We start from the raw sequence: 24,092 nt of genomic DNA on the forward strand, positions 1-24,092 counted from the left end.
AAGCCTGGGTCACGACGCCGAGCGCCGGCTGCGGCGCTTGCGGGGCTCTATAGTTTCGCTGAGGAAGCGGTCTTCGAGCCGGGCCTGCAGCAACAGCATGTGCTGTTCAGCCTCCGCCATGTGCTCGGCCAATATGGCCGCGGCGGCCTGAGCATCACGCCGCATCATGGCGGCGATCAGATCGCGCTGGTGCCGAATGCCGCTTTCGCGCAGAACCGGCTCTGGCTGCACATAGATGTCCTGGGCAATGGCGAGATCTTTGAGCAGGCGCTGCAGAAAGCGGGAGGTGAACGCCAATATCGGATTGTCTGAATACTCGGCGACCACGCCGTGGAAATCGAGTTCGGCCATGCGCTGGTTCCAACGCTCGGTGGCGTCGGCGGGCTCATGGTCATAGATGGAGATGATGGCCTCCAGCCTTTTGACGCCGGCGGCGTCGATATGCGGTGTGGCGCTGGCCGCAACCAGGGGCTCAAGCACCTTTCGCATCTCGTAGATATGCGCGATCGTCAGCTTCTTGGCGAAGAGAAAGTTAGAGAGCAGACTCATCGCTCGCCCTTCGGACATGCGCTCTATGAACGCGCCCCCACCGGGGCCTGTTCGGACGGAGATAAGACCTTGCACCTCCAGCGCTTTAAGCGCTTCGCGAACCGTGCCCTTGCTGGCCGAGAACTGCGCCAGCAGTTCGCGCTCCTGCGGCAATCGATCGCCCGGACCCAGACCGTGTTCAACGATCATTCGCTTGATTGCATCAACGATTTCGTCCGCGCGCTTGCGCCGCGGGGCCTGCTCCGAGACGGGGTGTTCGATTGAGTCCTGCTCGCTCATGCCATTCCTGAAGTATCCAGACGCGGCGCACTGGCGATCAGGGCGCGTGTATAGTCATGCTGCGGTGCGGCGAAGAGTTTGGCTGCATGGTTCAACTCCACCACCTCCCCCAGATACATGACCGCGACGCGGTCGGAAATCGATTCGACGACCGCAAGGTCATGGCTGATAAAGAGATAGCTGAGGTCGAGTTCGTCGCGCAGACTCTGAAGGAGCAGCAAGACCTGCGCCTGCACGGAAACATCGAGCGCGCTGACCGGCTCGTCCAGCACAAGGATGCGGGCTTCGGCGGCAAGTGCTCGGGCAATGGCAATGCGTTGCGCCTGCCCGCCGGAGAACTCGTGTGGAAACCGTTCGAGGGTGTCGAGCGGCATCTGCACGGCGTCGACCAACTCTTTCTTGCGGCTGGCACGCTTGCCGGCATCATAACCGCAGAGCAGGCGCAGTGGGACATCCAGAATGTCGCCGATGGTCTTGCGCGGGTTGAGCGAGGCCACAGGATCCTGAAACACATATTGGATGGTCCGCCCGAAGGCGCGGGAACCAGCCGCGGCCAACTCTTCCCAGGGCTTGCCATCGATCTGCATGGTGCCAGATGTCGGGGCCTCGAGGCCCACCAGAATGCGCGCCAGGGTGGACTTGCCCGAGCCACTCTCCCCGACAATGCCGAGGGTTTCGCCGCGCTTGACATCGAGCGAGATGCCCTTGGCGGCATGAATCTCCCCGGCCTTGCGCCCGAACAGGCTGCGACCACCGCCATAGGTCTTTACCAGATCGCGGATTTCGACAGCGTTGTCGGTCATGCGCCTGCTCCCTCGAAAAGTGGCCGGACGCGGTCTAGGAAGGCCTGGCCTTCGCCCAGTTCGGGCACACAGGCGATGAGACGCTTCGTATAGTCGTGCTGCGGATTGCGCAGCACCTTGCTGGTTTCGCCCTGCTCGACGATCTCGCCGTCCTTCATCACCGCCACACGGTCGCAGACTTGGGCCACCACCCCGAAATCGTGGGTGATGAGCAGCAGCGCCAGGCCGCGTTGGCGGCGCAGATCGTGAAGCAGTTCAAGGATTTTGGCCTGGACAGTGACGTCGAGGGCGGTGGTTGGTTCGTCGGCGATGATGATATCGGGGTCATTTGCCAAAGCCATGGCAATGCCGATGCGCTGGCGCTGTCCTCCCGAGAGTTCATGCGGATAGGCATTGGCGCGACTGCCGGCATCGCGAATGCCGACGGTTTCCATCAATTCGACGGCGCGACGATTGGCATGGGTTCTGCCGACACTTTCGTGCACCAGAATGGCTTCGGCAATCTGCTCACCGACCCGGAACAGGGGATGGAGCGTGGTCAAAGGGTCCTGGAAAACATAGGCCACACGAGCGCCCCGTAGGGCGATCAAAGCGTGCTCGGGCAATCCCAGGACTTCCCTGCCCTCGATATAGACGCCGCCGGCGGTGATCACGCCCGGCGGTGAGGCGACCAGCCCCATGAGCGACAGCGCGGTGACGGATTTGCCTGAACCGCTCTCGCCGATCAGGCCAAGGCACTCACCCTTGCGCAGGCGGAAACTGATGTCGCGCACCGCCGGCGCAATGCTCCTGCCGTCGTCGAATCCGGTCGAGAGGTTCTCGACGACCAGCGCCGGCGCGTCCTCGATCTCATTGGCGGGCTTGGTCTTGCGGTCAATCTTGGTCACCGGCATGGGCCGGTCCAGCGCCCCAGAGCGCAGGCGCGGATCGAGTACGTCCCTGATGCCGTCACCCAACAGGTTGATGCTCATCACCAGGACAAAGATCATGATACCTGGAATGATCGAGGCGTGCGGCGCGGTAAAGAGCTGGGCCCGCGCCTGGCCGAGCATGGACCCCAAATCCGAGGTTGGCGGCTGCGCGCCCAATCCCAGAAAAGAAAGTCCGGCGGTTTCCAGGATCATCCAGCCCACTGTGGTCGACATCGTAATCACGATGACCGGCAGCACATTGGGCAGGACTTCAGTAAACAGGATCGCTGGATGGCTCTTGCCAGAAAGTCGCGCCGCATCGACGAATTCCCGGTTGCGGATTGACACCGTGACACCGCGGATATTGCGGGCAAAGAAGGGGATGTTGACGATGGCGATGGCGTAGAGCGCGTTGAGCAGGCCCGGCCCCAGCGCCGCCACGATGGCGATAGCGAGAAGGATATAGGGGAAAGCCATGAGCATATCGACAAAGCGCATCAGCACACTGTCGGTGGCGCCGCGGGCATAGCCGGCGACGAGGCCGATCAGCGAGCCGAAAATGGCTGCCAGCGCCGTGGCACTGACACCCACGATCAACGAGACCTGAGTACCCCAGATCAATCGGGAAAGGATATCGCGCCCCAGATGATCGGTGCCGAGCAGGTGTCCGTCGGCGAAGGGCGGCAGCAGGCGGTTGGGTTGGTCGGTGATGTCGGGGTTGGGCAGCGGCAGGGCCGGTGCCAGCACGGCCAGAACCACGATAAAGCCGAAGATGAACAGACCCGCCGCCGCAAGGCGATTGGCCATCAGCAATTGCCAGTTGCTGCGCCGTTTGCGGGGTGCGGGTGCGGAAAGGGCCATGTCTGTCATGCCTTGAGCCTCGGATCGAGCAGGGCCTGGGCAACGTCGGCCAAGAGATTGACCAACACATAGAGCGTGGCGGCAACCAGCACCCCGCCCTGCACCAGCAGCAGGTCGCGGGTAGAGACCGCCTTGACCAGCATCTGCCCCAGACCCGGCCACTGGAACACCGTTTCGATATAGACGGCACCGCCCAGCACGAAGCCTGCCTGGATGCCGATGACCGGAATGATGGAAACCAGCGCGGCCCGGAACGCATGACGGTAGATTACCGCGTTCTCGCTCAATCCCTTGGCGCGGGCAGTGCGTATGAAATCCTGTCGCAGCACTTCGAGCATGGCGGCGCGGGTCAGGCGAGCGACCACGCCTGTAGCCACAATAGCCAATGTGCCGGCGGGCAGGATCAGATGCCGCAACAGGTCAGGCAGATCTCCGCCCCCATAAACAGCATACATGCCTGAGGCTGGGAGCAGGCGCCACTGCACTGCAAAGAGCAGGATGAGCACCAGCCCCAGAAAGAAAGCCGGCATCGAAATGCCGATCAGCACAAAGAAGGTGACGATGCGGTCGGTCCAGCCGAACTGGCGGACCGCCGAGACGATGCCAGCAAGAATGCCGAGCACCGAACAGATGATCAGAGACGCGCCTGCCAGAATGAGGGTGGCGCCGAAGCGCTCCAGCACCTCATCGATCACCGGGCGGTTGAGAATGTAGGAGCGGCCGAAGTCGCCTTGGAGAAGATTGCCGATCCAGATGACATATTGCTCGGGCCAGGAGCGATCGAGACCCAAGGCCCGATTGATGCGCTCGACGTTTTCCGGGGTGGCATAGGAGCCCAGCAGCGCCTGGGCCGGGTCCCCGGGGATGAGCTTCATCACCAGGAAGACGATGATTGAAAGTCCGAGGATAACCGGAACGGCGGCCAGGAGGCGCTTGCCGATATAGGCGGTCATATCTGGTCCTCCCTCCAGTGAAAGATAGCCCTCATCCGCCCTCCCGGGCACCCTCTCCCACAAGGGGAGAGGGTAGATCGGCCTCGGGCCGGGAAGGGTGAGGAGTCCCTCGCAGCAAACCTATGGCTTGCTTACCTCGCGCAGAACCAGGCCGAAATCCGGTTGCAATTGGAACGCTTCGACGGCGCTGGTGACGACCGCGTTCTGCTTCCAATTGGCTACGAAGAGCCAGGGGGCATCCTCATTCACCACCTCCTGCACCTGCTTGTAGAGATCGGCACGTTCCGCCTGATCAGTGGCGATCCGCGCCTGGTCGAGCAATTCGTCAACCTCGGGATTAGAATAATAGGACGAGTTGAAGCCACCTTCCTCCGGCCAGGCCGCCGTGCGCAAAGTCAGGAAGGGCAGAGTGTCCGGATCGGAAGTCATCCAGGCCATTTCGGCCATGTCGGCCTTGCCTTCAAGGCCGGGGTTCACTTCGGAAAGGAAAGTGTTCCATTCATAAGTCTGGATTTCGACATCCAGCCCCACAGCTGCGAGATCAGCCTGAATTGCCGTGCCCATGGGGACGGGATCGAGCATGCCCGAGCCGCCTTCGGTGACGAGGAAGGTCAGGGACGCCCCGTCTGCCCCGGCCTCGGCAAGAAGCTGCCGCGCCATTTCGGGATCATAGGGATAGGGATCGACTTCTTCGTTGTATGCCCAGTTGAAGGCCGGCGGAATCGGGCCGGCGGAGACCTCAGCCGTACCCTGCAGCACATCGTTGACGAGGCTTTCCTTGTTGACCGCATAGTTCACTGCCTGGCGGACGCGGACGTCGGTGAAGGGGCCTTCTTTGGCATTGAGCATGACATACCAGACATGCGGACCAACGGCCTCAACCACCTGGTAATTGGCGTCGTCGCGGAACTGGGCGACATTGTCCGGCGGTGTTTCCAGAAGCACGTCGATGCCACCAGAGAGCATTTCGGCAACACGGGTATTGGCGTCGGTAATGGGACGGAAAATGACAGCCTCAAGCGGCGGTTCGCCATCCCAATAGTCCTGGTTGCGCGAGGCAACGACGCGCGTGTTGGACTGCCACTCTTCGAACTTGAAGGGGCCCGTGCCGACCGGGTTGCGACCGTAATCCGAGCCATATTGCTCAACAGCTGCCGGCGAGACGATGAGGCCGGTCGGAGAGGCGAGGTTGGACATGAAGGGGGCGAAAGGTTCGTTGAGCGTAAATTTGACCGTCAGGTCGTCCACGACCTCCACATTTTCCACAGAGGAGAAGAAGAAAGAGAGCGGAAACGGACCAGTGTCCGCGAAGGGATGGGTCTCGTCCAGCATGCGGTCGAAGTTGAACTTGACCGCCTCGGCGTTGAAGGGGGTCCCATCGTGGAAGGTGACGCCCTCGCGCAGATTGAAGGTGTACTCCAGACCGTCATCTGAAATCGTCCAATCCGTGGCGAGCGCAGGCTCGATCTCCAGCGTGCCGGATTTGTTGCGCACCAGCCCGTCATAAAGATTGACCGCGATGCGGAAATCATTGGCTGCGGTGGAGACGTGGGGGTCGAGCGATGCCGGTTCGGCGATCTGGCCGACGACCAGCACATTGGGCGGTGTCTGCGCCGCTGTCGGGCCAGAAAGCGCCAGGGCCGTGGCGACCATTAAGGGGGCCAATCCCATCCATTTGCGGTTCATGTGGTTTCTCCTTGCGTTCCCTACCCTTGCCGCAAGCTCCACGCCATGAGACAAGGACTTGCACTATTTATCATCATAAATTTGCCTCTAGGTCAATTTATGCTAATAAATTTGCAGAGAGGTAGAGCCCATGACGTTTTCCATTGTGGCGCGGGACCCGACTACGGGCGCCCTTGGCGTGGCCACGGCGACCGCCGGCGCCGCAGTTGGCGCACTGGTGCCACATGGGTTGGCGGGGGTCGGCGCCGTTGCCACACAGGCCATGACAAACCCTTATCTGGCCTATGACGCCCTGGACCTGCTGCAGTCTGGCACGACGTTGGATGTGGCGCTTGCGGAGGCTCTGGCGCGCGACCCGACGCCCGAGAAGCGCCAGTTCATCATTGTAGATCGGTCTGGGGCCACGACTGCCTGGACCGGTGAAGCTTGCCAGGGAGTAGCGGGCCACAGGCAGGGCCAGGACTTTGCCGTGGCTGGAAATCTGATTGCCAATGAACAGGTGCTCGACCGCATGGCTAAGGCTTTCGAAGACGCGCGCAAGCTGGGAAGGCTTTCGGATCGCCTGCTGGCGACGCTGGAAGCCGGCGCCGATGCGGGCGGCGACAGCCGCGGTGTGGGCTCGGCCGCGCTCAAGGTTTTTCAGGACGAACGCTATCCGCTCGTCGACCTCCGCATCGACCGGTCCGACAATGTTATGCTCGATCTGCGCGCCCTTCATGCCGAAACGACCTCCGGCGGCTATGCAGATTTCTTCCGCCAGGTTCCCGGCCGATCCTGAATCGGTGCCTCGAAGGCACCAATGGCGGGGCGGTGAGGGTCAACGGCGAGCCGCTGTGGTATTGCCCGGGCGCTGGCCATGCGCCCCAATATCCTGCTGTTTGACGAATCGACATCGGCGCTGGACCCGGAGCTTGTCGGCGAGGTGCTCAATGTCATCGGCAAGCTGGCGCATGAACATGATTTGACCATGCTGCTGGTGACCCACGAAATGCGCATTGCCCGCGAAATCTCGGACCGCGTCTGCTTCTTCGATCAGGGTCGCATGCGCGAGGAAGGGGCACCGTACGAACTCTTCACCGATCCCAATGAAGAGCGGACAAGGGAGTCAGTACGGTCGATCGTTTCAGACGAGCGAGACCCAGTTTTTCTACTATCCATGCGTGACATTCATCGGCGTTCTTTAAGCCGCTACAAGACGAGGCGCCCCTGATCGGCATCGACAGATAGGAGTTTATTTCAGTCGCCGAGTCATTGCACGACTTACCAGCGAAGTTGCTCCAGTCTAGCCTGCGGCTGGAGAATGCTATCGCCGCAATGACCATCGAGGATGAGACTTCGCTTGCACCCCCGCCAAGAAAGCGCGCGCGCGCAGCTTATGGCTACACTCGTCAGCCCTTCAGCACACTCGAAAGGTAATGGCCATAGGCGTTTTTCTTAAGTGCTTCGGCGAGGCTCTCCAGTTGCCGCTCCCCGATAAAGCCCATGCGGTACGCCACCTCTTCGGGCGAGGCAATCTTGAATCCCTGGCGCTTTTCCAGGGTGGCAACAAATTGCGCCGCGTCGAGTAGGCTATCGGGTGTCCCTGTATCTAGCCAGGCATAGCCCCGACCCATCAATTCCACGGAAAGTTGACTCTTTTCGAGATAGATGCGGTTGACGTCGGTGATCTCCAGTTCGCCCCGCGCCGATGGCTTCAGATTTGCAGCGATGTCTACAACCTGCTCGTCGTAGAAATAGAGCCCAGTCACCGCCCAGTTGGAACGCGGCTTGGCCGGCTTTTCCTCGATGCTGATGGCGTGATTGCTCTGGTCGAATTCGACCACGCCGTAGCGCTCCGGATCGGTGACATGGTAGGCAAAGACGCTGGCCCCCGTGGCCCGTGAGGCGCTCCGGCGCATCAGTTCGGGAAGGCCATGGCCGTGGAAGATGTTGTCCCCCAGGATCAGCGCGGATGGCCCGCCGGAAACAAAATCGGCGCCGATGACAAAGGCCTCCGCCAGTCCATTGGGATGGGCTTGCGTGGCGAAGGAAAGGGAAATACCCCACTGCGACCCATCGCCCAGCAGGCGACGGAAACCCTCACTGTCATGGGGCGTGGTGATGATTAGTATCTCGGTCATGCCCGCCAGCATGAGGGTGGTGAGCGGATAATAGATCATCGGCTTGTCATAGACAGGCATGAGCTGCTTTGAGACGGCCATAGTGATCGGATACAGCCGCGTACCGCTGCCGCCTGCCAGAATAATGCCCTTCATGACGTCTGCTCCGGATGAATGGAATTAGTGGCCCGGACGCTTTTACCCAGCAGGCGGGCAAGCGTTGAACGAGTGGACGACCGCCAGTCCGGCATGGCCACGCCGTGGACCGCCTGCAGCTTTGCCGATGAAAGCCGGGTATTGGCCGGGCGCGGCGCAGGGGTCGGGTAGTCAGGCGTACCGATGCGGTTGACCAGCGTCGAAGGACCGCCCAGCGTCGCCGAAACGGCGAAGATCTCGCTCGCCAAATCCGCCCAGCTGGCGTCACCATGACCTGCCATGTGGAAAATCCCCCGCAGTTGGGCGTCGTCCGGCCGCGACACAAGGTTTCCTGCCACACGTATCACCGCATCAGCTATGTCGAGGGCCGAGGTCGGATTGCCGATCTGATCGTCCACAACCCCCAGTGCCGGTCGCTGCTCGGCCAGCCGCAGCATGGTCTTGAGGAAATTGTTTCCGAACGGCGAATAGACCCACGCGGTGCGCAGGATGGCGTGATTGGCCGTCGCCGCGGCCACTGCCTTTTCGCCCGCAAGCTTGGTCTGCCCGTAAACACCCAGTGGATTGGTCTGGTCCGTTTCCACATAGGGCGCGTCCTTGCGCCCATCAAAGACATAGTCGGTCGACAAGTGGATGAGCGGAACACCCAGCCGATCGGCCAGGCGGGCAATCGCGCCAGGGGCCGTGGCATTGACGGCAACGGCCGAAGCTTCGTCCGCTTCGGCCTTGTCCACTGCAGTATAGGCAGCCGCCGAGACGATAACGTCGGGACGCAGGTCGGCTATCGCCTCCAGCCCGGCTTCGGGAACCAAGAGGTCGAGTTCCGGCCGCCCCACCAGCGCGACCTCAACGCCCTGATCCGCCCCGCGTTCAACGAGCGCTGTGGCTACCTGTCCCGTTTTGCCAGTAACGACCAGACGCATCAGCCGGCCTTCGCTTCTGCTGTCGGCAAGATGCCCAGGCGCTGGCCATCATAGCTTTGGCGCAGCGGCTCCCACCACCAGGCGTTCTGCAGGTACCAGTCGACGGTCTTCTCGATGCCAGTATCAAAGGTCTCGAGCGCCCGCCAGCCCAGCTCGTCTTCGAGCTTGGTCGCGTCGATGGCGTAGCGCGCATCATGCCCCGGTCGATCGGTGACGAAGCGGATCAGCTCCTGCCGGGAGCCAGAAACCGGTACCCGTTGATCCAGCACCTCGCAGATGCGGCGCACCACGTCGATGTTCCGCCGCTCGTTTCGGCCACCTACATTATAGGTCTCGCCGATCCGTCCACGCGCGATAATCGCATCAAGTGCACGAGCGTGATCTTCGACATAGAGCCAGTCTCGGATGTTCTCGCCCCGGCCATAGACCGGAAGTTCCCGGCCGGCCAGGGCGTTGAGAATGGTTAGGGGAATGAGCTTTTCGGGGAAGTGATATGGGCCGTAATTGTTCGAGCAATTCGAGACCACAACAGGCAGCTGGTATGTTCTTTGCCAGGCCTTGGCCAAGTGGTCCGATGCCGCCTTGGAGGCCGAATAGGGCGAACTCGGATCGTAGGGCGTGTCTTCCCGGAAGAGCCCATCATCACCCAGCGAGCCATAGACTTCGTCGGTCGACACATGCAGGAACCGGAACCGCTCTCGGGACGCAGCGTCAAGACCGGCAAAATAGTGGCGCGCCGTCTCGAGCAGGCTGAACGTGCCCATGACGTTGGTCTCAACAAAATCCTGTGCGCCGGTGATCGAGCGATCAACGTGACTTTCAGCGGCCAGGTGCATCACCCTGTCTGGCCGAAAGCTGGCAAAGGCCTCGGCCATCGTTTTCCGGTCGCAGATGTCCGCCTTCAGAAAGCGGTAGCCGGCATGGTTATCTATGGCCTTGAGCGAAGCGAGGTTGCCTGCATAGGTCAGCTTGTCGACATTGAGGACTTCGTACCCCTGTTCCGCAACCAGGTAGCGGACGAGTGCCGAGCCGATGAAACCTGCGCCACCGGTCACCAGAACGCGCATATCAGCTTCCCTCATAGTTAAAATAGGGCGGCAGGTCGCGCAGGGCTGGCTGATGCCTGTCCTTGGGTGAAAGATGCGCTGGATCCGCGAGATCTGGCCAGGTGATGGCGATGTCCTGGTCGTCCCAACGCACACCCTTGTCGCACGCGCGATCGTAGTAGGCCGTGACCTTGTACGACACCAGGCAATCAGGCACGAGCGTGCAGAAGCCGTGCAGGAAGCCCGGCGGCACCCAGAGCTGGTTGCCGGCCTCGGCGCTTAGAACCACCCCGACCCATCTGCCAAAATTCGGTGATCCGACCCTGATGTCGACACCCACGTCAAATATGGCCCCGGCCACGCATCGCACCAGCTTTCCCTGAGCCGACGGTTCGGACTGGAAATGCAGCCCGCGCACCACGCCGGCGGCCCGGCTGAGGGACTGGTTCTCCTGTACGAAACGGTGCGAGCCGATATGGGCCCTGAACCAATCGTCCCTGAATGTTTCGGAAAAATACCCGCGGTCATCACCGTGCCGGAACGGTAATACCTCAAAGACTCCCTCTAGGTCGGTCTTCTTAAGTATCATAGTCAAAACCTACATCAAACCGTGGTTCCAGACGATGAGATCGCCCCATTGGGGTCCCCTTCGTCCATTTGACTGTTCTTGCGAACCGTAGTCGCCGCACGCCAAGATTGGCGAGGATCATGACCGAGGGGTCACGTCTCCTGTCCGTCATTCCGCAGCGTCGGAAATGCGATCGTCTACCCCGAAATCTGTGCGGCCTATGCTGGCGTAGGTGAAGCCGTGGCGACGCATCTCATGCGGGCGGTAGACATTGCGCAAATCGACAACGGCCGGCGTCTTCATCGCCGCACGTAGGCGTCCCAGATCCAGCGAACGGAACTCGTTCCACTCGGTGACTAGCACCACGGCGTCTGCACCTTCGGCAACGCCATAGGCACTGTCGGCAAAACGAACGTTTTCCACCATTTCGCGGGCCGCCTTCATGCCCTGCGGGTCGAATGCGACTACCTGCGCTCCCCGGTCCTGCAAACCGCGGATAATGTCGAGCGAGGGCGCCTCCCGCATGTCATCGGTATTGGGTTTGAAGGTCAGGCCCAGAATGCCGATGGTCTTGCCGCGCACATCCCCACCACAGGCAGCAATCACCTTGCGGGACATGGCCCGTTTGCGCTGGTCGTTGACCGAAACAGTCGTTTCAACGAGCCGCATGGGACTGCCGAAATCCTGCCCGATTTTGACCAATGCCGTCGTGTCCTTGGGGAAGCATGAACCGCCATAGCCCGGCCCTGCGTGAAGGAATTTCGAGCCGATCCGGCCATCGAGACCGATGCCCCGCGCCACTTCTTGCACATTGGCCCCGGCGGCCTCGCACAGATCCGCCACCTCGTTGATGAAGGTTATCTTCATCGCAAGGAAGGCGTTTGCCGCGTACTTGATCAGCTCGGATGTCCGACGATCGGTGAACAGGAGTGGCGCCTGGTTGAGAGAAAGCGGTCGATAGACCTCGGTCATAACCTCACGGGCCCGCTCATCGTCCATGCCAATAACAATTCGGTCCGGACGTTTAAAATCATCGATGGCCGCACCCTCACGCAGGAATTCCGGATTTGAGACCACCGCAACATCGGCATCAGGATTGACTGTCTTGATAATGCGCGAAACCTCGTCGCCCGTGCCGACGGGTACCGTGGATTTGGTGACGACAACGGTGAAGCCAGATACAGCCTCCGCGACTTCGCGGGTCACCGCATAAACGTAGCTCAGGTCGGCATGGCCATCTCCGCGCCTGCTGGGCGTACCCACAGCGATGAAAACGACATCGGCCTTGGCCACAGCTGAGGGCAGGATCGTCGTGAACGAAAGCCGCCCGGCCGCGACGTTGGAGTTGACCAGCTCGGAGAGACCCGGCTCGTAGATCGGTACAATGCCTTGCTCCAAAGCCGCAATCTTGGTCTGCTCCTTGTCGATGCAAATGACCTCGTGACCGAAATCGGCGAGGCAGACGCCGGTGACGAGGCCGACATAGCCTGATCCAACAATGGCAATTTTCAACTGGTCATTCTCCTATATGCCTGGCATGGCCCTTGACCGGACGGCCACTCTCTGGCCAGCCCAGAGAACCATCAAAGTCAGGACTAGACTAGGTAAGGATATGTAACCCTCGCCTGCATTCACAGTAAACACCGGTGCGCGGGTTTGAACGGGACGGACTCGGACCGATTAGTCTGCAAATCCAATACCCTGCCTCTCCAGCCCTCGCTTGCCCGAGGCCAGGGCGGCCGCGCCCTAACATGCCCTCAGGTGCGCTGGGTCTATGGGGCGGGGGCGTCGCATCGTTCTCGCGTCCACCGGCACCCAAAGCATGCTCGCCAGATAGATGATGACGGTTCCGCCGATCTCATCGGGTCTTCTATCCTGCTCGGTCAGCTGATGGCAGGCACCCAAATAGACTCTCATGGAGTGCTCGCCTTCTTCGGTAAGAAAGATCATCGAGGGAAAGAAAGGTTATCGAGCGGATGGCTAGAGCACCATTCTGGAGGCGGCTGGTATTATACTGGACGTCGATGGCATCGAGATTAGCTTCGAACACGTCGCCCAGCGGATCGCCGGCGACCTTGCCGATGAAAGCAGTGTTGCCGCCGGATATCTGCCGCCGCCCAGGGGCATCTTGGAATGGATCTCTTCCGCCCGATGGAATCGATCAAGTGCACGACGGCCGCCCAGCCGCGACCGACGCGATTGCTAAGGCGAAGGCGAACATGCTTGCCGTTTGGCACGATGCCGGTGACTGCATTGGGGTGGCGAACCAATCTATTCCAGCGTAAGACCTCCTCACTGTGCCGATTCCATTTCGCAAAGGCTCGCTCATGAAAGTCTTGGTTACGGGCTCTGCGGGGTTCATCGGCTTCCATCTAGCACGGAGGTTGCTTCAGAGAGGCGATGAGGTCGTCGGGCTCGATGTGGTTAACGACTACTACGACCCAGCGCTCAAGGAGCGGCGGCTGGCGACACTGGCTGATCTCGCGACCCAGTCCGACAAGCGCTATGCATTCGTGCGCGGCAACATGGCAGACAGACCGGTGCTGGATAGGGTTTTCGAGCACAACCGGTTCGATCGGGTCATCCATCTGGCGGCCCAGGCCGGCGTTCGCTACAGTCTGGAAAATCCCCATGCCTACGTGGAATCTAACCTGATCGCTTTCGTCAACCTACTCGAAGCGTGTCGGCACAACAATGTTGCTCACCTGACCTATGCTTCGACATCAAGCGTATATGGTGCCAACACCAATATGCCTTTTTCCGAGCACCACGGCGTAGACCATCCCCTGCAGTTCTACGCTGCGACCAAGCGCGCCAATGAACTGATGGCACACAGCTACAGCCATCTGTTCCGCCTGCCGACCACGGCGCTGCGCTTCTTTACCGTCTATGGCCCATGGGGCCGGCCTGACATGGCGTTGTTCAAATTCACTAAGAACATCCTTGAAGACCGCCCGATCCAGTTGTTCAATAACGGCAATCACGTCAGGGACTTCACCTATGTCGATGATATCGTCGAAGGCGTGATCCGGGCATCGGATGCGATCGCGCAGCCTAATCCGACCTGGGACAGCGTCCGGCCCGATCCGGCCACGAGCGACGCGCCCTACCGAATCTACAATATCGGCAACAACAACCCAGTCGCGCTTACCGCCTACGTGGATGCGATCGAGGCCGCACTAGGCAAGGTCGCCAAGCGTGAGTATCTGCCGCTGCAACCCGGCGATGTCCCGTCGACCTATTCCGATACGAGCGAACTCGAGGGTCAGCTGGGCTATAAGCCAGTAACGCCAGTGATCGAGGGTGTGCGGCGCTTTGTGGAGTGGTACAAATCCTATTATGGGGCCGACACAAATTACTGAAGCGTCCGTAAGCACCGCGGCAGGCACGGCAAAGGTAGACGCGCCGCGTATCCTGCTGATTTGCCCTAAGTTCTTCTCTTACCCCGCCCGAATGATGGCTGCCTTCGGGCAACTTGGATATGCGACCGTTTGGTGGGACGACCGACCCAGCCATAACACCGCATTCAAGGCCGCACTTCGCTATTTCTCCCGCCTCACCAGCCAGCTGTCGACACCTCACTTCCTCTCCAAAATCACGGCCGAGCCTGTCAACAGCTTCGAGCACGTCGTTGTGGTGAAGGGTGAAGCCTTGTCGCGAGCCGCCGTGCTGGCCATGCGTGCACGTTTCCCAAGGGCCCGCTTCTCGCTTTATCTGTGGGACGCGGTGAAGAACGCGCGAAGCGGCGGCCGGATTGCGCCGCTGTTCGATGCCGTATCAACATTCGACCCGCGGGATAGCAGCCGCGGAGGATGGGAATACCGACCGCTTTTTCCTTCCATTTCAGAAACGCATGCGGAGCCGGCCGGTGACTATCAGTATGACTGGAGCTTTGTAGGCACGATCCATTCGGACCGCGCCGCAGTGCTGTCTCGCCTGGAACGCGCCGTGGGGCCGGCACATCCCGGCTACGTCTTCGGCTATTTCCCGAGCCCGTTGCTCTACGCACTCAAGTTCATGTTCAGCGACTATGTCCGGCGTTCGCCAAGCGGCCGTTTCTCCCTGGTGCCACTACCGATTGAGGACGTCGAAAGGATCGTGCGCTCGTCACGCGCTTCCGTTGATATCGAACATGTGCGGCAAACTGGCCTAACCACTCGGTGTTTTGATGCCCTGTTCGCCGGGCGGAAGCTGATCTCGACCAACCGGCTACTGCTCGACAGCCGCCTCTACCACTCATCGAGGGTGTGCGTGGTGGACCGCACCGCTCCTGCTGTCCCGGAGTCGTTCTTTGCCGAACCCTTTTTGTCCTTGGACATCGAAACACGATATGCCTATTCAGCCCTGAGCTGGGCGCGCCACGTGCTGGGGCTGCCCCACCCAATTGCATTTGAGAGCTACTGACAGGGGGCGTGGTTCGTGAGCGCACGTTATCTGGTAACCGGTGCCAACGGCTTTGTTGGCAGGGCGGTCTGCAGGGCCCTGCAGGACCATGGTGCCCAGGCGCGTGGCGTCGTGCGCATCGGTGCCGAGCCGGGGCCGGGTATTGACGCCTTGCGTTTGGATTTGTTGGACGCCGAGAAGCTCCCCCGCGCGGTAGACGGCTGCGAGGTGGTCATTCATCTTGCCGGCGCAGCCCACGGCAAGCTCGGCCGCTCGGCCGACCTGGAGGCGTTCCGCCGCGTCAACACCCGCGCAACGCTCGATCTTGCGGCGGCTGCCCAGGCTGCGGGCGCCAGACGCTTTGTCTTCGTCAGCACAATCGGAGTGCATGGAAGCCTTGGCAGAAGAGCGGCGATCACGGAAGCCAGTCCGGAAGCACCCAATACATATTACGGGCAGTCAAAATGCGAGGCTGAACACGGACTGCGCGCGTTGCTGAGCACTTCGGGTATGGAATTGTGCATTGTTCGTCCACCGCTAGTTTATGGACCGGATGCCCCCGGAAATTTCAGATTGCTCCTGAAATTGGCCGCGACAGGCATACCCCTTCCCCTGGCGTCGGTGCGCAATCGGCGAAGCCTGATTGCACTCACGAATCTTGTCCACTTTCTCGAACTTTGTTCCGTCCATCCGGCAGCCGCCGGCCAAACCTTTGTCGTTTCGGATCAGCAGGATGTTTCAACGCCAGAAATTCTACAGCATATTTGGTGCGGTATGAGCCTACGGCCCAGGCTGGTCCCTTTGCCGCCGCAATTGTTGCACCTGGCGGCTGCCCTGTTTGGCAAGCGAACGATGGTGCGCCAGTTGACGGACTCGCTGTGGATCGACACCGAAAAATCCTCCAGACTGCTAGGGTGGTCCGCCCCGCAAAACGCCGCCGAGGCGCTGGCGGCGGCCGGCAGGGATTATCTGGGCCTGAAGGACAGAACATGACGGCCATTCCACCATCAACGCTCATATAGCCAGGCCCACCGGTGACTGACCTCCACGTTCTTTATATCTCTCCGTCGACGCTGCCCTCACGCACAGCCAACGCAGTGCATGTCGTCCAGCAATGTGAGGGATTTTCCCAGAATGGCGCCCGGGTCGAATTGCTGGCCCGACGCGGCTCCGGATCGCCCGCCGCCGCGCGCGCCCAAGTCCTCGAAACCTACAATGTGGCGTTCACCAACGTCCGCCTGAGCACCGTTGCCCTTCCGGTGCGCGGTGCTATCGGAGCGCTGGCAGCGATAGGGTTGATGCGCGCCATTGCGTCGCGCGCAGCTAGACCGACCATTCTGTCGCGGAACCTCTATGCATCCTATGGCTTGGCGCTGGCGGGCATCCCCCACTTCTACGAGACTCACCAATTGGGTCTCGGTCGCCTGAGGCGTTTGGAGCATTTCATCCTGACACGGCCGTTTGTTCGTACCATCCTGATCTCGGCGATGCTCAAAACTATTCTTGAACAGCATCACCAGCTTCGGCTCAAGGATGCGCTGATCCTGCATGACGCTGCGCCTTCGGGGATCGTCCGCCTATCACAAGACAAGCGGCAACTCGCCCGCGCCGAACTGCTGCAACAGGCCGGGTTACCACCGGCGCCGTTCGTAGCCGGGTATTTTGGACACCTCTATGCCGGACGCGGGCTTGAAGTCATCGAGGCGATGGCCGCTGCCCACGGGGACGTTCCCTTCCTGGTGTTCGGGGGGAACGAAGCCGACCTTGCCAGTCACCGGGCGCGCGCCCACCCCCAGAATTTGCATTATGTGGGTTATGTGCCGCATCGCCGAGCTCAGAAGGCCATGCTGGCCTGCGATGCGCTGCTGATGCCGTATCAACGTTCAGTCTCAATAGGCGTCGAGGGGCAGGATACGGCCCGGTGGATGTCGCCAATGAAGATGTTCGAGTACATGGCGAGCGGAAACGCTATTCTTTCGTCCGATCTCCCGGTACTTTCCGAGGTGCTTCGCCACGGGCAAAACGCGCTGCTTGTTGCCCCGGACGATACCGGGGCGTGGATTGAAGCGCTTGGCAGGGTTAGGGCAGATGTGGGCCTTCGCGACGCTATTGGGCTACAGGCCCACAACGACTATCGTCAGCATCACACTTGGGAGCGCCGGGCGGCCGCCATTCTTGAGGCATCCCGACCGTGACGCATTTTGTGAATGTCTTCATCCTGGTGCCGTCCTTTTCTCCGGCCGGTCCGGTCAAGGGCGCCGTTGCCCTCGCCAATGCACTTGCCGCGGATCAAGCTGTCACGCTGTGTGCCATCAAGCGAGGGCCCGGTGCCGAGGCCCCGATCGACCCCAAGGTGAGAACCGTCGTTTTGGCTGAGCGGTCAGGCTCCCGCATGCAGCAGTTCCTCGCCTACCGGAAAATGCTGAAGCGGGCGGCCTCCCAAGGCGCGGTGGGTTCGATTTCGTTTTGCCTCTCCGCCGACGTGTTCAACGCTCTTTGCGGGGACTGCGCCGCGACCCTGTCCAGTGTACGCGGAAACCTGCCCATGAACTACCGGCTGGACTATGGGCCGGTCGGAGGACCACTTGGCTATGCCCACTTGATCGGCCTGCGGTGGATGCACGCTGTGGTTGCCATGAATACTCCGATGGCAAGGCAGATCCGGCAGATGACGGGAAGGGATGTCCCAATCATAGGGAATTTCATCGATGAGGGTCCGGTCGAGCCGTTCCGGCAGCCCCCCGATCTTCATGCGCCCGCTTCGCTCGCTTTCCTGGGGAGCCTTACCGAGCGCAAACAGCCGCTCGAGCTCATTCGTGCCCTGACCGCCCCCGAGCTGGACGGTGACTGCCTGTTGCATATCATCGGCGATGGCCCCCTGCGCCAGCAATGTCGGGCCGAGATCGAACGGCTTGGGCTAGGCGAACGCGTCGTCATGCATGGCGCCCTCGCCAACCCCTTCAAGGTGCTGGCCGGTGTCGACTGCCTGGTCATGCCATCGCTTTCGGAAGGCACCGCTCGTGCCGCCCTTGAGGCGCTTCATCTCGGCATTCCCGTGGTCGCGCGCGATGTCGACGGCAACCGGGAGCTGATAGAACCAGGCGTTAACGGTATACTATTCAGCACCGATGATGACCTGCCCGACGCGATAGGGCAAGCGATCAGGTTGTCCCGGAAATTGGCGCCGTCGAGCGGCGGGCGCCAGACCCTGCTACCTGCTCACCACCGACAGCATCCCAATGCGGCTGCCTTTCTCAGCATACTCCGACAAAGCAGCTCGTCACGCCTCAGCCCCCCCTCGTCGGCGTAAAGTTTCTTGTCGGTTGAATGTCGGGTAGCGCTTGTGGCATAGGTCGGCAGCCGTCGCATTGAGGGAATCGAGCCATTGACCGAACACGCCGACTTTGAGACTTACCACAACTATCTCAAAGGCCGGAGCAGCTTGGGATACATGTATCGTCGGTATTGGCTCTATCCTATGCTCAGCCACCACCTCAGTGGTACCGTTCTTGATATCGGCTGCGGCATCGGGGACATGCTCAGCTTTAGGCCAGACACGGTCGGCGTGGATATCAACCCGCTCAACGTGCAAGACTGCCTCGCGCGCGGCCTCGATGCACGGCCCATGCAGCCCGACAGCCTGCCCTTTGCCGATGGCACCTTCCAGGGCGCCATCCTGGACAACGTCCTCGAGCACATCACCAATCCGACGGCCCTGCTGGCCGAGGCTCATCGAATACTGGCGCCCGGAGGTACACTTATCTGTGGCGTGCCCGGTGAGAAGGGCTATGCTAGCGATAGCGACCACAAGGTCTTCTACAGCGAGGCAGCACTCGTTGAGCGCCTCGCCCAGGCCGGCTTTACCAGTCGTGTCGTGCTGCATGCGCCGGTGAACCTACCCAACCTCAGCAGGTTCATGCGCCAGTACTGCCTCTATGGCGTCTTTACCCGAATTTAGTCCGAAACCTACCTCCAGGACGATGAAATGAGCACATTCTACATCAACGACCGCCCGGTCGGGCCGGAGCATCCGCCGCTGGTGCTGGCCGAAGTGGGCATCAATCATGAAGGCAAGATCGACAAGGCGATCCAGTTGGTGGACGCAGCCGTTGCCGTCGGCGCCGAGGTGGTGAAGTTTCAGTGCCACATTACCGAGAAAGAGATGATCCCGACCGATATGACGCCGGGCGCCATATCCACAGAACGGTTGTGGGATATCATCAAGCGCTGTGAGCTGACGGCGTCCGAAGAAGCACAGGTCAAGGACTACTGCGCTGAAAAGGGCATCATTTACCTGTCTACGCCGTTTTCGCGGGAAGCGGCCGACCGGCTCAACGAGTTCGGCGTGGGCGCATTCAAGATTGGCTCGGGAGAGTGCAACAATCACCCGTTGCTCAACCATGTGGCCGCCATGGGCAAGCCGATGATTGTCTCGACCGGCATGAATGACATCCAATCGGTCCGCAAGACGGTCGCGATCCTGGAGAACCATCGCGTCCCTTACGCCCTGCTGCATTGCACCAGCATGTACCCCACCCCCTACGATCAGGTCCGGCTGAACGCAATCACCGACCTGCAGCAGGCGTTTCCGGGTATTCCGATCGGCTCGTCGGACCATTCAATGGGCATCTGGACTGCCTTGGGTGCAGTCGCGCTGGGCGCCTGCATCCTCGAGAAGCATTTCACTATCTCGCGATCGTGGCCGGGCCCGGATACCGGTATTTCCATTGAACCCGACGAACTGGCCGACCTCGTGCAAGGTTCGCGCGCGGTTTGGGAGGCCATGGGCGGGAGCAAATCCATATTGCCCGAAGAAAAGCCGGTGATCGAGTTTGCCTATGCCACGGTGGTGACCACCGCTCCGATCGCCGCAGGCGAGGCCTTCACCCGCGATAATATCTGGGTCAAGCGTCCGGGAACGGGCAAGATCCTCGCGGAGCAATATGAAAGCGTAATCGGCAAACGTGCCGCGCAGGCGTTGCCGGCCGACGTACATGTCAACCCCGAACACGTGGCGGATTTCTAGGCGGAGCCGAGGAAAGGGTTGGTATGAACGGCGCAGCGACTTCCCGATTTGATGCATTCGTCGACGGCTGTCGCGTGGGAGAAGCGGACTTCCGGCTGTTCGAGGACGCTGAGCCTACGGCCTATGCGCGCTGCTTCGGGGTGTTTGCGCTATGGCTAACACGCCGGCGCCCTGTACTGCTGCAGAGCAGGGACGCTTTCGTCGAAGCGCTGGTCGGGGCCGTGGTGGCCAGGCGCGGAGAGGACAATGCGCCGCCATCCGACAAGGGCTACCGTCAGTTGCTAACGCTGACCCTCAGCGCCCTGGCCATACTGGGTGCCGCGAACGACAGGCGTATCGCGGCATTGGTGGCCGAACAGGTCCCTACGAACCTTGCTGCCGAATTGGAGCAGTTGGGGTGCCTCGCGGGCAAGCCGCAGTCGGGGAATCAGGCCATGTTTCTGGCGATTTTCATGCTGTACGCCGAGCAATTCCTCGGCGCAGACAACAAGTCCGACTTGGCACAGTGGTGGCAGTTGCACGAACAGAACATGAATCGGTTTGGGTTCTGGGGGCCAGATACGGGACCGACGCACCTGCACTTCCAGAACGGCTACCACCAGTACGAGATCATGGAATATCTCGACGTGGCCAATCCACGGCAATCGGAAGCCCGGTCGGCCGTGCGGGCGGTAGCGGACTATCAAGGTCACTATGCACCCTATCCGGGTGGCGGCGGATGCTTCGACTACGACGCCGTGTTCATCCTCACGGCGGATGGAAGGGTGCCGGACGCCGCGACAGGTGCCCTGCTCCGCGGTACGGAGGCGACGATCCGGTCGGAACAGCAGGTCAACGGCGGTTTCTGCGAGAGTCTCCATGTGCGGCCGCGCCTAACCAACCTGCACCGCTTTGCCGGCCGCCTGGCGTCTGCCCGCAATTGGGCCTTGTTCAATGAGCGCCTGCGCGCTGGCATCAGCGTGTGTCGTCCCAAGAATGATCGCGTAATTACCCACTGGAGCCGGACGCATCGCGGTTGGGGACAGGCAAACCTCTGGGACAGCTATTTCCGTATGTTGTTGCTGGCGCGAATAGAATGCGCCTTTGATCCCATGCTCACCACCCAATGGGGTTTCATCGATTTTCCCGGCATCGGCTGGCATCCGTCCTTGCGCAAGACCGCCGGCCAACTCGCCACGAACATTGCGGCACCTGCCGCAGCTGGATCAGGAGCCCATTTGTGACCAGCACCGACGCAAAGCGGATCCATTTTACCTATCGACATGTCGACAGACCCTGGGGTGGCGCGAACAACTTCACTCGCGCGCTGGCGGCACATCTCTCCGAAAAAGGTGAGTGGGTATTGACCGGTTCACCCACCGATACTGTCGATATCATGTTCATGAATCAATTGGGGCTCGGGCCGGGTTCGGATAAGCGCCGTCTTCGGATTTCCGAAGTCACGAAAATGAAAGTGCTCGACCAGCGGAAGGTCGTGGTTCGCGCGGTCAACCTCTACCGTCATGCCTTCCGTCTCGGCCCGCGCAACCTGATCTACGGGGCGCTGGAAGACATAGCCACCCTGAGGTTGCTCGGCCTGGCCGACCAGGTCATTTTCCAGAGCGAGTATCAGCGCAGTGTCTTTCAGAAGGCCGGCTATCGGGGGGTGAATCACGTCGTGATCCACAACGGCGCGAGCGAACTGTTCTGGAACCAGGCACCACCTGTCGCACCCACCGGCCCGCTGCGGATCGTTTCTGCCACAGCATCCCCCCGGCAGACGAAACGTCACGACGTGATACTGGCGATTTCGTTGCTGCCCGATGTTGAGGTGATGCACTTCGGCGCCTGGCCGAAGGGGTTGAATTCGGGAAACGTACGCCTCATGGGTACTTGCGACGGAGCGACTATGGCCCGGCACTATGCGCAGGCACACATGATGCTGCACCCCGCCATCAAGGACCCCTGTCCAAACGCCATCTTCGAGGCTGTGTGTTCCGGCCTGCCAGTGCTCTACAATCCCGATATCGGGTCGAGCGCGGAGATTGTGGGGGAAAACGGCGTCGCTCTCGACCTAGCCGATCTTGTGGGCAGCGTGGCCACGGCACGGACCATGCTGGCAGACCTCCAGGAGCGGGTGCGCCAGAACCGAGAGTATTATCACATCGGACGGGCGACCCGCGCCTATGCCGACACGTTTCGTGCCGTAGCGGAGGCTTAACATGACAGCCGAACCCGACTTCGAGCGCTACGCGGACCAGAAGACCTTCAACACCTCCATCCCGCCCACCTGGCGAGCCGCGTATGACCGGCTCGTCGCCGATCGCGGCTGGAAGGCCGCCGATATCCGCTTTCTCGACGTGGGATGCGGGGACGGAAAGTTCTTCGAGTATCTCAAGTCCAAGGGACTGGCGCTCGACCACATCGACGGCGTCGAGGTATCGCACAAGCGCGTCGAACGCTGTCATGCCATAGGCTGGACCAGCGTCCGCTATATGGCCCCCGGCAGCGCGCTCCCCTACCCGGACCAGAGCTTTGATGTCATCAACCTCATGGAAGTCGTCGAGCATGTGCCCGCCGGAACCATCGATTCCCTTCTTGCCGAGGTGACGAGAGTCCTCGCGCCGACGGGCGTCGTGCTGATCTCCACGCCCAACTATCCGATCAAGCGCTTCTATGACTTCTTCAATGCCTTCGTGCACGGCAAGTGGAAGCGGCTGAGGGACGATCCGACCCATATCACCCTCTACAATCACAACAGGCTGCGCAGTCGGCTAGGCAAGCACTTCGGCACACTGGAAGAACTGTCCTTCAAGGACGGCTTTCTCTATAAGCGCTGGCCACGACCCTTTTTTCGGCACAAGTTGTTCTTCGCCTGTTCGGACGTCAGATCATGAAACGCGTTGAACAATGCCCAGCCTGCGCCGAGGCTGGCGGCTCGCGCATTTACCGGGAGGCTAACGCATCCCAGCGCCAGAGCTTTCTCGACTTCAGCCGCAACACCTATGCGGGAGCAATGGACGACTGGCTGGACACTATTGAGCTCGTCGTTATGCATTGCACCAACTGTGGCCATTTCTGGTACCGGGACCAGCCCGGTTGGGAGCAATTGTCGGAAATGTACGACGCTACCGCACGAAGGCATGCGGCCAAGGGTGTGTCTCTGGAGCCCACGCCACGCTCTCGTATTCAGTTAGCCCGGCTGTTCCGACTGGTCGGGAAGAAGGACGGAGTCGACCACCCGACCTTGCTCGACTATGGCTCAGGCTTTGGCCGGTGGGCACGAGCGGCCAAGGATGCCGGATTTGCGGTTACCGGATTTGAGCCCAGTACAACGCGCTTGAAGGAGGGCAATGCTGATTTCGAACTGGTCAACACGTTGGCTGATCTTGAGGGACGACATTTCGATGCCATCAACATCGAACAGGTTCTCGAACATGTGGACGACCCTTTCACAGCGCTGAGCAACCTGCACCAATACTGCCACGCAGACACCGTCTTACGCATCACCGTGCCCAATCTCGAACGCAGCTTTGAAGGCTCGACCCTGTGGTCGACATGGCCATATGACGGCACGCGGGCCCATACGCTGGCGCCATTCGAGCACTTGCAGGGTTTTGTACCGAAGTCACTGCAACTGCTGGCCCGGCGTGCTGGTTTCCGAGAGGTGCCCCTCGTCCGGGTATTGGCTGTCGATCCGATCCTGGGGTTGCGACGCATGCTGCGTTCGGTCTATGCGAAGGGTGACAGCACCCACCTGTTCGTGCAGCCACAGACCCCGCCCGCCGGCGCAGGCACGCCGGTTCGAGGCTGACTGACGCAATGAGTGAGAAACGTATTGCCTCCGCGCCCCGCTTGCCGGGCAAACGC

Annotated in this window: 22 protein-coding genes and 1 pseudogene; 13 read left to right on the forward strand and 10 right to left on the reverse strand. The window is 60.8% G+C overall.

From position 1 onward, the window contains the following. Positions 1–9 precede the first annotated feature (9 nt). The 5 genes from QZ564_RS07455 to QZ564_RS07475 all read right to left on the reverse strand — a co-directional run bounded on the left by QZ564_RS07455 (position 10) and on the right by QZ564_RS07475 (position 6,009). Positions 10–828: a GntR family transcriptional regulator gene (locus QZ564_RS07455; RefSeq protein WP_297107148.1), complete on the reverse strand. Its 819-nt coding sequence runs from the start codon at positions 826–828 to the stop codon at positions 10–12. Continuing rightward, complete coding sequence (locus QZ564_RS07460) at positions 825–1,631, reverse strand: ATP-binding cassette domain-containing protein (RefSeq protein ID WP_297107151.1); 807 nt, start codon at positions 1,629–1,631, stop codon at positions 825–827. The genes QZ564_RS07455 and QZ564_RS07460 overlap by 4 nt, the downstream gene beginning before the upstream one ends. After that, positions 1,628–3,412 (reverse strand): dipeptide/oligopeptide/nickel ABC transporter permease/ATP-binding protein, encoded by a 1,785-nt coding sequence (locus QZ564_RS07465; protein ID WP_297107154.1) that lies wholly within the window; start codon positions 3,410–3,412, stop codon positions 1,628–1,630. The genes QZ564_RS07460 and QZ564_RS07465 overlap by 4 nt, the downstream gene beginning before the upstream one ends. Further along, positions 3,409–4,356, reverse strand: coding sequence for an ABC transporter permease (locus QZ564_RS07470; protein WP_297107157.1), 948 nt, complete (start codon positions 4,354–4,356; stop codon positions 3,409–3,411). The genes QZ564_RS07465 and QZ564_RS07470 overlap by 4 nt, the downstream gene beginning before the upstream one ends. Positions 4,357–4,476: 120 nt before the next feature. Continuing rightward, entirely contained in the window at positions 4,477–6,009 is a 1,533-nt protein-coding gene (locus tag QZ564_RS07475) for an ABC transporter substrate-binding protein (protein WP_297107270.1), read from the reverse strand. A gap of 163 nt (positions 6,010–6,172) precedes the next feature. On the opposite strand from QZ564_RS07475, the gene QZ564_RS07480 reads away from it, so the two are divergent. Both QZ564_RS07480 and QZ564_RS07485 read left to right on the forward strand, forming a co-directional pair. Beyond that, positions 6,173–6,820, forward strand: a complete 648-nt coding sequence (locus QZ564_RS07480; RefSeq protein ID WP_297107160.1) for a DUF1028 domain-containing protein — start codon at positions 6,173–6,175, stop codon at positions 6,818–6,820. Positions 6,821–6,880: 60 nt separating this feature from the next. Then, positions 6,881–7,165: pseudogene (locus tag QZ564_RS07485) on the forward strand (ectoine/hydroxyectoine ABC transporter ATP-binding protein EhuA); the annotation flags it as partial. A 265-nt stretch (positions 7,166–7,430) separates the two neighbouring features. Here QZ564_RS07485 and rfbA read toward each other — a convergent pair. The 5 genes from rfbA to QZ564_RS07510 all read right to left on the reverse strand — a co-directional run bounded on the left by rfbA (position 7,431) and on the right by QZ564_RS07510 (position 12,346). Beyond that, positions 7,431–8,297 carry a glucose-1-phosphate thymidylyltransferase RfbA gene (rfbA, locus tag QZ564_RS07490; protein ID WP_297107163.1) on the reverse strand — a complete coding sequence of 289 codons (867 nt, stop codon included), beginning with the start codon at positions 8,295–8,297 and terminating at the stop codon, positions 7,431–7,433. Continuing rightward, on the reverse strand, positions 8,294–9,220 hold the full coding sequence (rfbD, locus tag QZ564_RS07495; RefSeq protein WP_297107166.1) for a dTDP-4-dehydrorhamnose reductase: 927 nt from the start codon (positions 9,218–9,220) through the stop codon (positions 8,294–8,296). The genes rfbA and rfbD overlap by 4 nt, the downstream gene beginning before the upstream one ends. Further along, positions 9,220–10,287, reverse strand: coding sequence for a dTDP-glucose 4,6-dehydratase (gene rfbB / locus QZ564_RS07500; RefSeq protein WP_297107169.1), 1,068 nt, complete (start codon positions 10,285–10,287; stop codon positions 9,220–9,222). Before rfbB ends, rfbD begins: the two co-directional genes overlap by 1 nt. A gap of 1 nt (position 10,288) precedes the next feature. After that, positions 10,289–10,855 (reverse strand): dTDP-4-dehydrorhamnose 3,5-epimerase, encoded by a 567-nt coding sequence (gene rfbC, locus QZ564_RS07505; protein ID WP_297107172.1) that lies wholly within the window; start codon positions 10,853–10,855, stop codon positions 10,289–10,291. Positions 10,856–11,002: 147 nt separating this feature from the next. After that, positions 11,003–12,346 carry a UDP-glucose/GDP-mannose dehydrogenase family protein gene (locus tag QZ564_RS07510; RefSeq protein WP_297107175.1) on the reverse strand — a complete coding sequence of 448 codons (1,344 nt, stop codon included), beginning with the start codon at positions 12,344–12,346 and terminating at the stop codon, positions 11,003–11,005. A gap of 815 nt (positions 12,347–13,161) precedes the next feature. Between QZ564_RS07510 and QZ564_RS07515 the strand changes: the two genes are divergently transcribed. From QZ564_RS07515 to QZ564_RS07565, 11 genes are all read left to right on the forward strand, one after another. Further along, entirely contained in the window at positions 13,162–14,196 is a 1,035-nt protein-coding gene (locus QZ564_RS07515; RefSeq protein WP_297107178.1) for an NAD-dependent epimerase, read from the forward strand. Beyond that, on the forward strand, positions 14,174–15,238 hold the full coding sequence (locus tag QZ564_RS07520; protein ID WP_297107181.1) for a hypothetical protein: 1,065 nt from the start codon (positions 14,174–14,176) through the stop codon (positions 15,236–15,238). The genes QZ564_RS07515 and QZ564_RS07520 overlap by 23 nt, the downstream gene beginning before the upstream one ends. Before the next feature lie 15 nt (positions 15,239–15,253). Next, complete coding sequence (locus QZ564_RS07525) at positions 15,254–16,210, forward strand: NAD-dependent epimerase/dehydratase family protein (protein ID WP_297107184.1); 957 nt, start codon at positions 15,254–15,256, stop codon at positions 16,208–16,210. 41 nt (positions 16,211–16,251) lie between these two features. Next, positions 16,252–17,412, forward strand: coding sequence for a glycosyltransferase family 4 protein (locus QZ564_RS07530; protein ID WP_297107187.1), 1,161 nt, complete (start codon positions 16,252–16,254; stop codon positions 17,410–17,412). A 197-nt stretch (positions 17,413–17,609) separates the two neighbouring features. Then, positions 17,610–18,527 carry a glycosyltransferase gene (locus QZ564_RS07535; protein WP_297107190.1) on the forward strand — a complete coding sequence of 306 codons (918 nt, stop codon included), beginning with the start codon at positions 17,610–17,612 and terminating at the stop codon, positions 18,525–18,527. Between the two features lie 75 nt (positions 18,528–18,602). Beyond that, the gene (locus tag QZ564_RS07540) at positions 18,603–19,175 is read left to right on the forward strand and encodes a class I SAM-dependent methyltransferase (protein WP_297107194.1); all 573 of its coding nucleotides are present in this window, start codon (positions 18,603–18,605) and stop codon (positions 19,173–19,175) included. A gap of 81 nt (positions 19,176–19,256) precedes the next feature. Continuing rightward, positions 19,257–20,243, forward strand: a complete 987-nt coding sequence (locus QZ564_RS07545; protein ID WP_297107198.1) for an N-acetylneuraminate synthase family protein — start codon at positions 19,257–19,259, stop codon at positions 20,241–20,243. A 23-nt stretch (positions 20,244–20,266) separates the two neighbouring features. After that, a complete protein-coding gene (locus tag QZ564_RS07550; protein WP_297107201.1) occupies positions 20,267–21,466 on the forward strand; it encodes a hypothetical protein in 1,200 nt (399 codons plus the stop codon). Continuing rightward, on the forward strand, positions 21,463–22,443 hold the full coding sequence (locus tag QZ564_RS07555; protein WP_297107203.1) for a glycosyltransferase: 981 nt from the start codon (positions 21,463–21,465) through the stop codon (positions 22,441–22,443). The genes QZ564_RS07550 and QZ564_RS07555 overlap by 4 nt, the downstream gene beginning before the upstream one ends. Position 22,444: 1 nt before the next feature. Continuing rightward, a complete protein-coding gene (locus QZ564_RS07560) occupies positions 22,445–23,119 on the forward strand; it encodes a class I SAM-dependent methyltransferase (protein ID WP_297107205.1) in 675 nt (224 codons plus the stop codon). Further along, complete coding sequence (locus QZ564_RS07565) at positions 23,116–24,036, forward strand: class I SAM-dependent methyltransferase (RefSeq protein ID WP_297107207.1); 921 nt, start codon at positions 23,116–23,118, stop codon at positions 24,034–24,036. The genes QZ564_RS07560 and QZ564_RS07565 overlap by 4 nt, the downstream gene beginning before the upstream one ends. The last annotated feature ends 56 nt before the right edge of the window (positions 24,037–24,092 follow it).

It is taken from the genome of uncultured Devosia sp. (assembly GCF_913055165.1).
GTDB lineage: Bacteria > Pseudomonadota > Alphaproteobacteria > Rhizobiales > Devosiaceae > Devosia.

What these genes read in the sequence shown, in the direction of transcription:
- QZ564_RS07550 (WP_297107201.1), top strand. Translation starts at nt 20,267, where the DNA reads ATGAACGGCGCAGCGACTTCCCGATTTGATGCATTCGTCGACGGCTGT.
- QZ564_RS07520 (WP_297107181.1), top strand. Translation starts at nt 14,174, where the DNA reads ATGGGGCCGACACAAATTACTGAAGCGTCCGTAAGCACCGCGGCAGGC.
- QZ564_RS07470 (WP_297107157.1), bottom strand. Translation starts at nt 4,356, where the DNA reads ATGACCGCCTATATCGGCAAGCGCCTCCTGGCCGCCGTTCCGGTTATC.
- QZ564_RS07480 (WP_297107160.1), top strand. Translation starts at nt 6,173, where the DNA reads ATGACGTTTTCCATTGTGGCGCGGGACCCGACTACGGGCGCCCTTGGC.
- QZ564_RS07515 (WP_297107178.1), top strand. Translation starts at nt 13,162, where the DNA reads ATGAAAGTCTTGGTTACGGGCTCTGCGGGGTTCATCGGCTTCCATCTA.
- QZ564_RS07475 (WP_297107270.1), bottom strand. Translation starts at nt 6,009, where the DNA reads ATGGTCGCCACGGCCCTGGCGCTTTCTGGCCCGACAGCGGCGCAGACA.
- rfbA (WP_297107163.1), bottom strand. Translation starts at nt 8,297, where the DNA reads ATGAAGGGCATTATTCTGGCAGGCGGCAGCGGTACGCGGCTGTATCCG.
- rfbD (WP_297107166.1), bottom strand. Translation starts at nt 9,220, where the DNA reads ATGCGTCTGGTCGTTACTGGCAAAACGGGACAGGTAGCCACAGCGCTC.
- QZ564_RS07560 (WP_297107205.1), top strand. Translation starts at nt 22,445, where the DNA reads ATGACAGCCGAACCCGACTTCGAGCGCTACGCGGACCAGAAGACCTTC.
- QZ564_RS07455 (WP_297107148.1), bottom strand. Translation starts at nt 828, where the DNA reads ATGAGCGAGCAGGACTCAATCGAACACCCCGTCTCGGAGCAGGCCCCG.
- QZ564_RS07465 (WP_297107154.1), bottom strand. Translation starts at nt 3,412, where the DNA reads ATGACAGACATGGCCCTTTCCGCACCCGCACCCCGCAAACGGCGCAGC.
- rfbB (WP_297107169.1), bottom strand. Translation starts at nt 10,287, where the DNA reads ATGCGCGTTCTGGTGACCGGTGGCGCAGGTTTCATCGGCTCGGCACTC.
- QZ564_RS07565 (WP_297107207.1), top strand. Translation starts at nt 23,116, where the DNA reads ATGAAACGCGTTGAACAATGCCCAGCCTGCGCCGAGGCTGGCGGCTCG.
- QZ564_RS07535 (WP_297107190.1), top strand. Translation starts at nt 17,610, where the DNA reads ATGCAGCAGTTCCTCGCCTACCGGAAAATGCTGAAGCGGGCGGCCTCC.
- QZ564_RS07460 (WP_297107151.1), bottom strand. Translation starts at nt 1,631, where the DNA reads ATGACCGACAACGCTGTCGAAATCCGCGATCTGGTAAAGACCTATGGC.
- rfbC (WP_297107172.1), bottom strand. Translation starts at nt 10,855, where the DNA reads ATGATACTTAAGAAGACCGACCTAGAGGGAGTCTTTGAGGTATTACCG.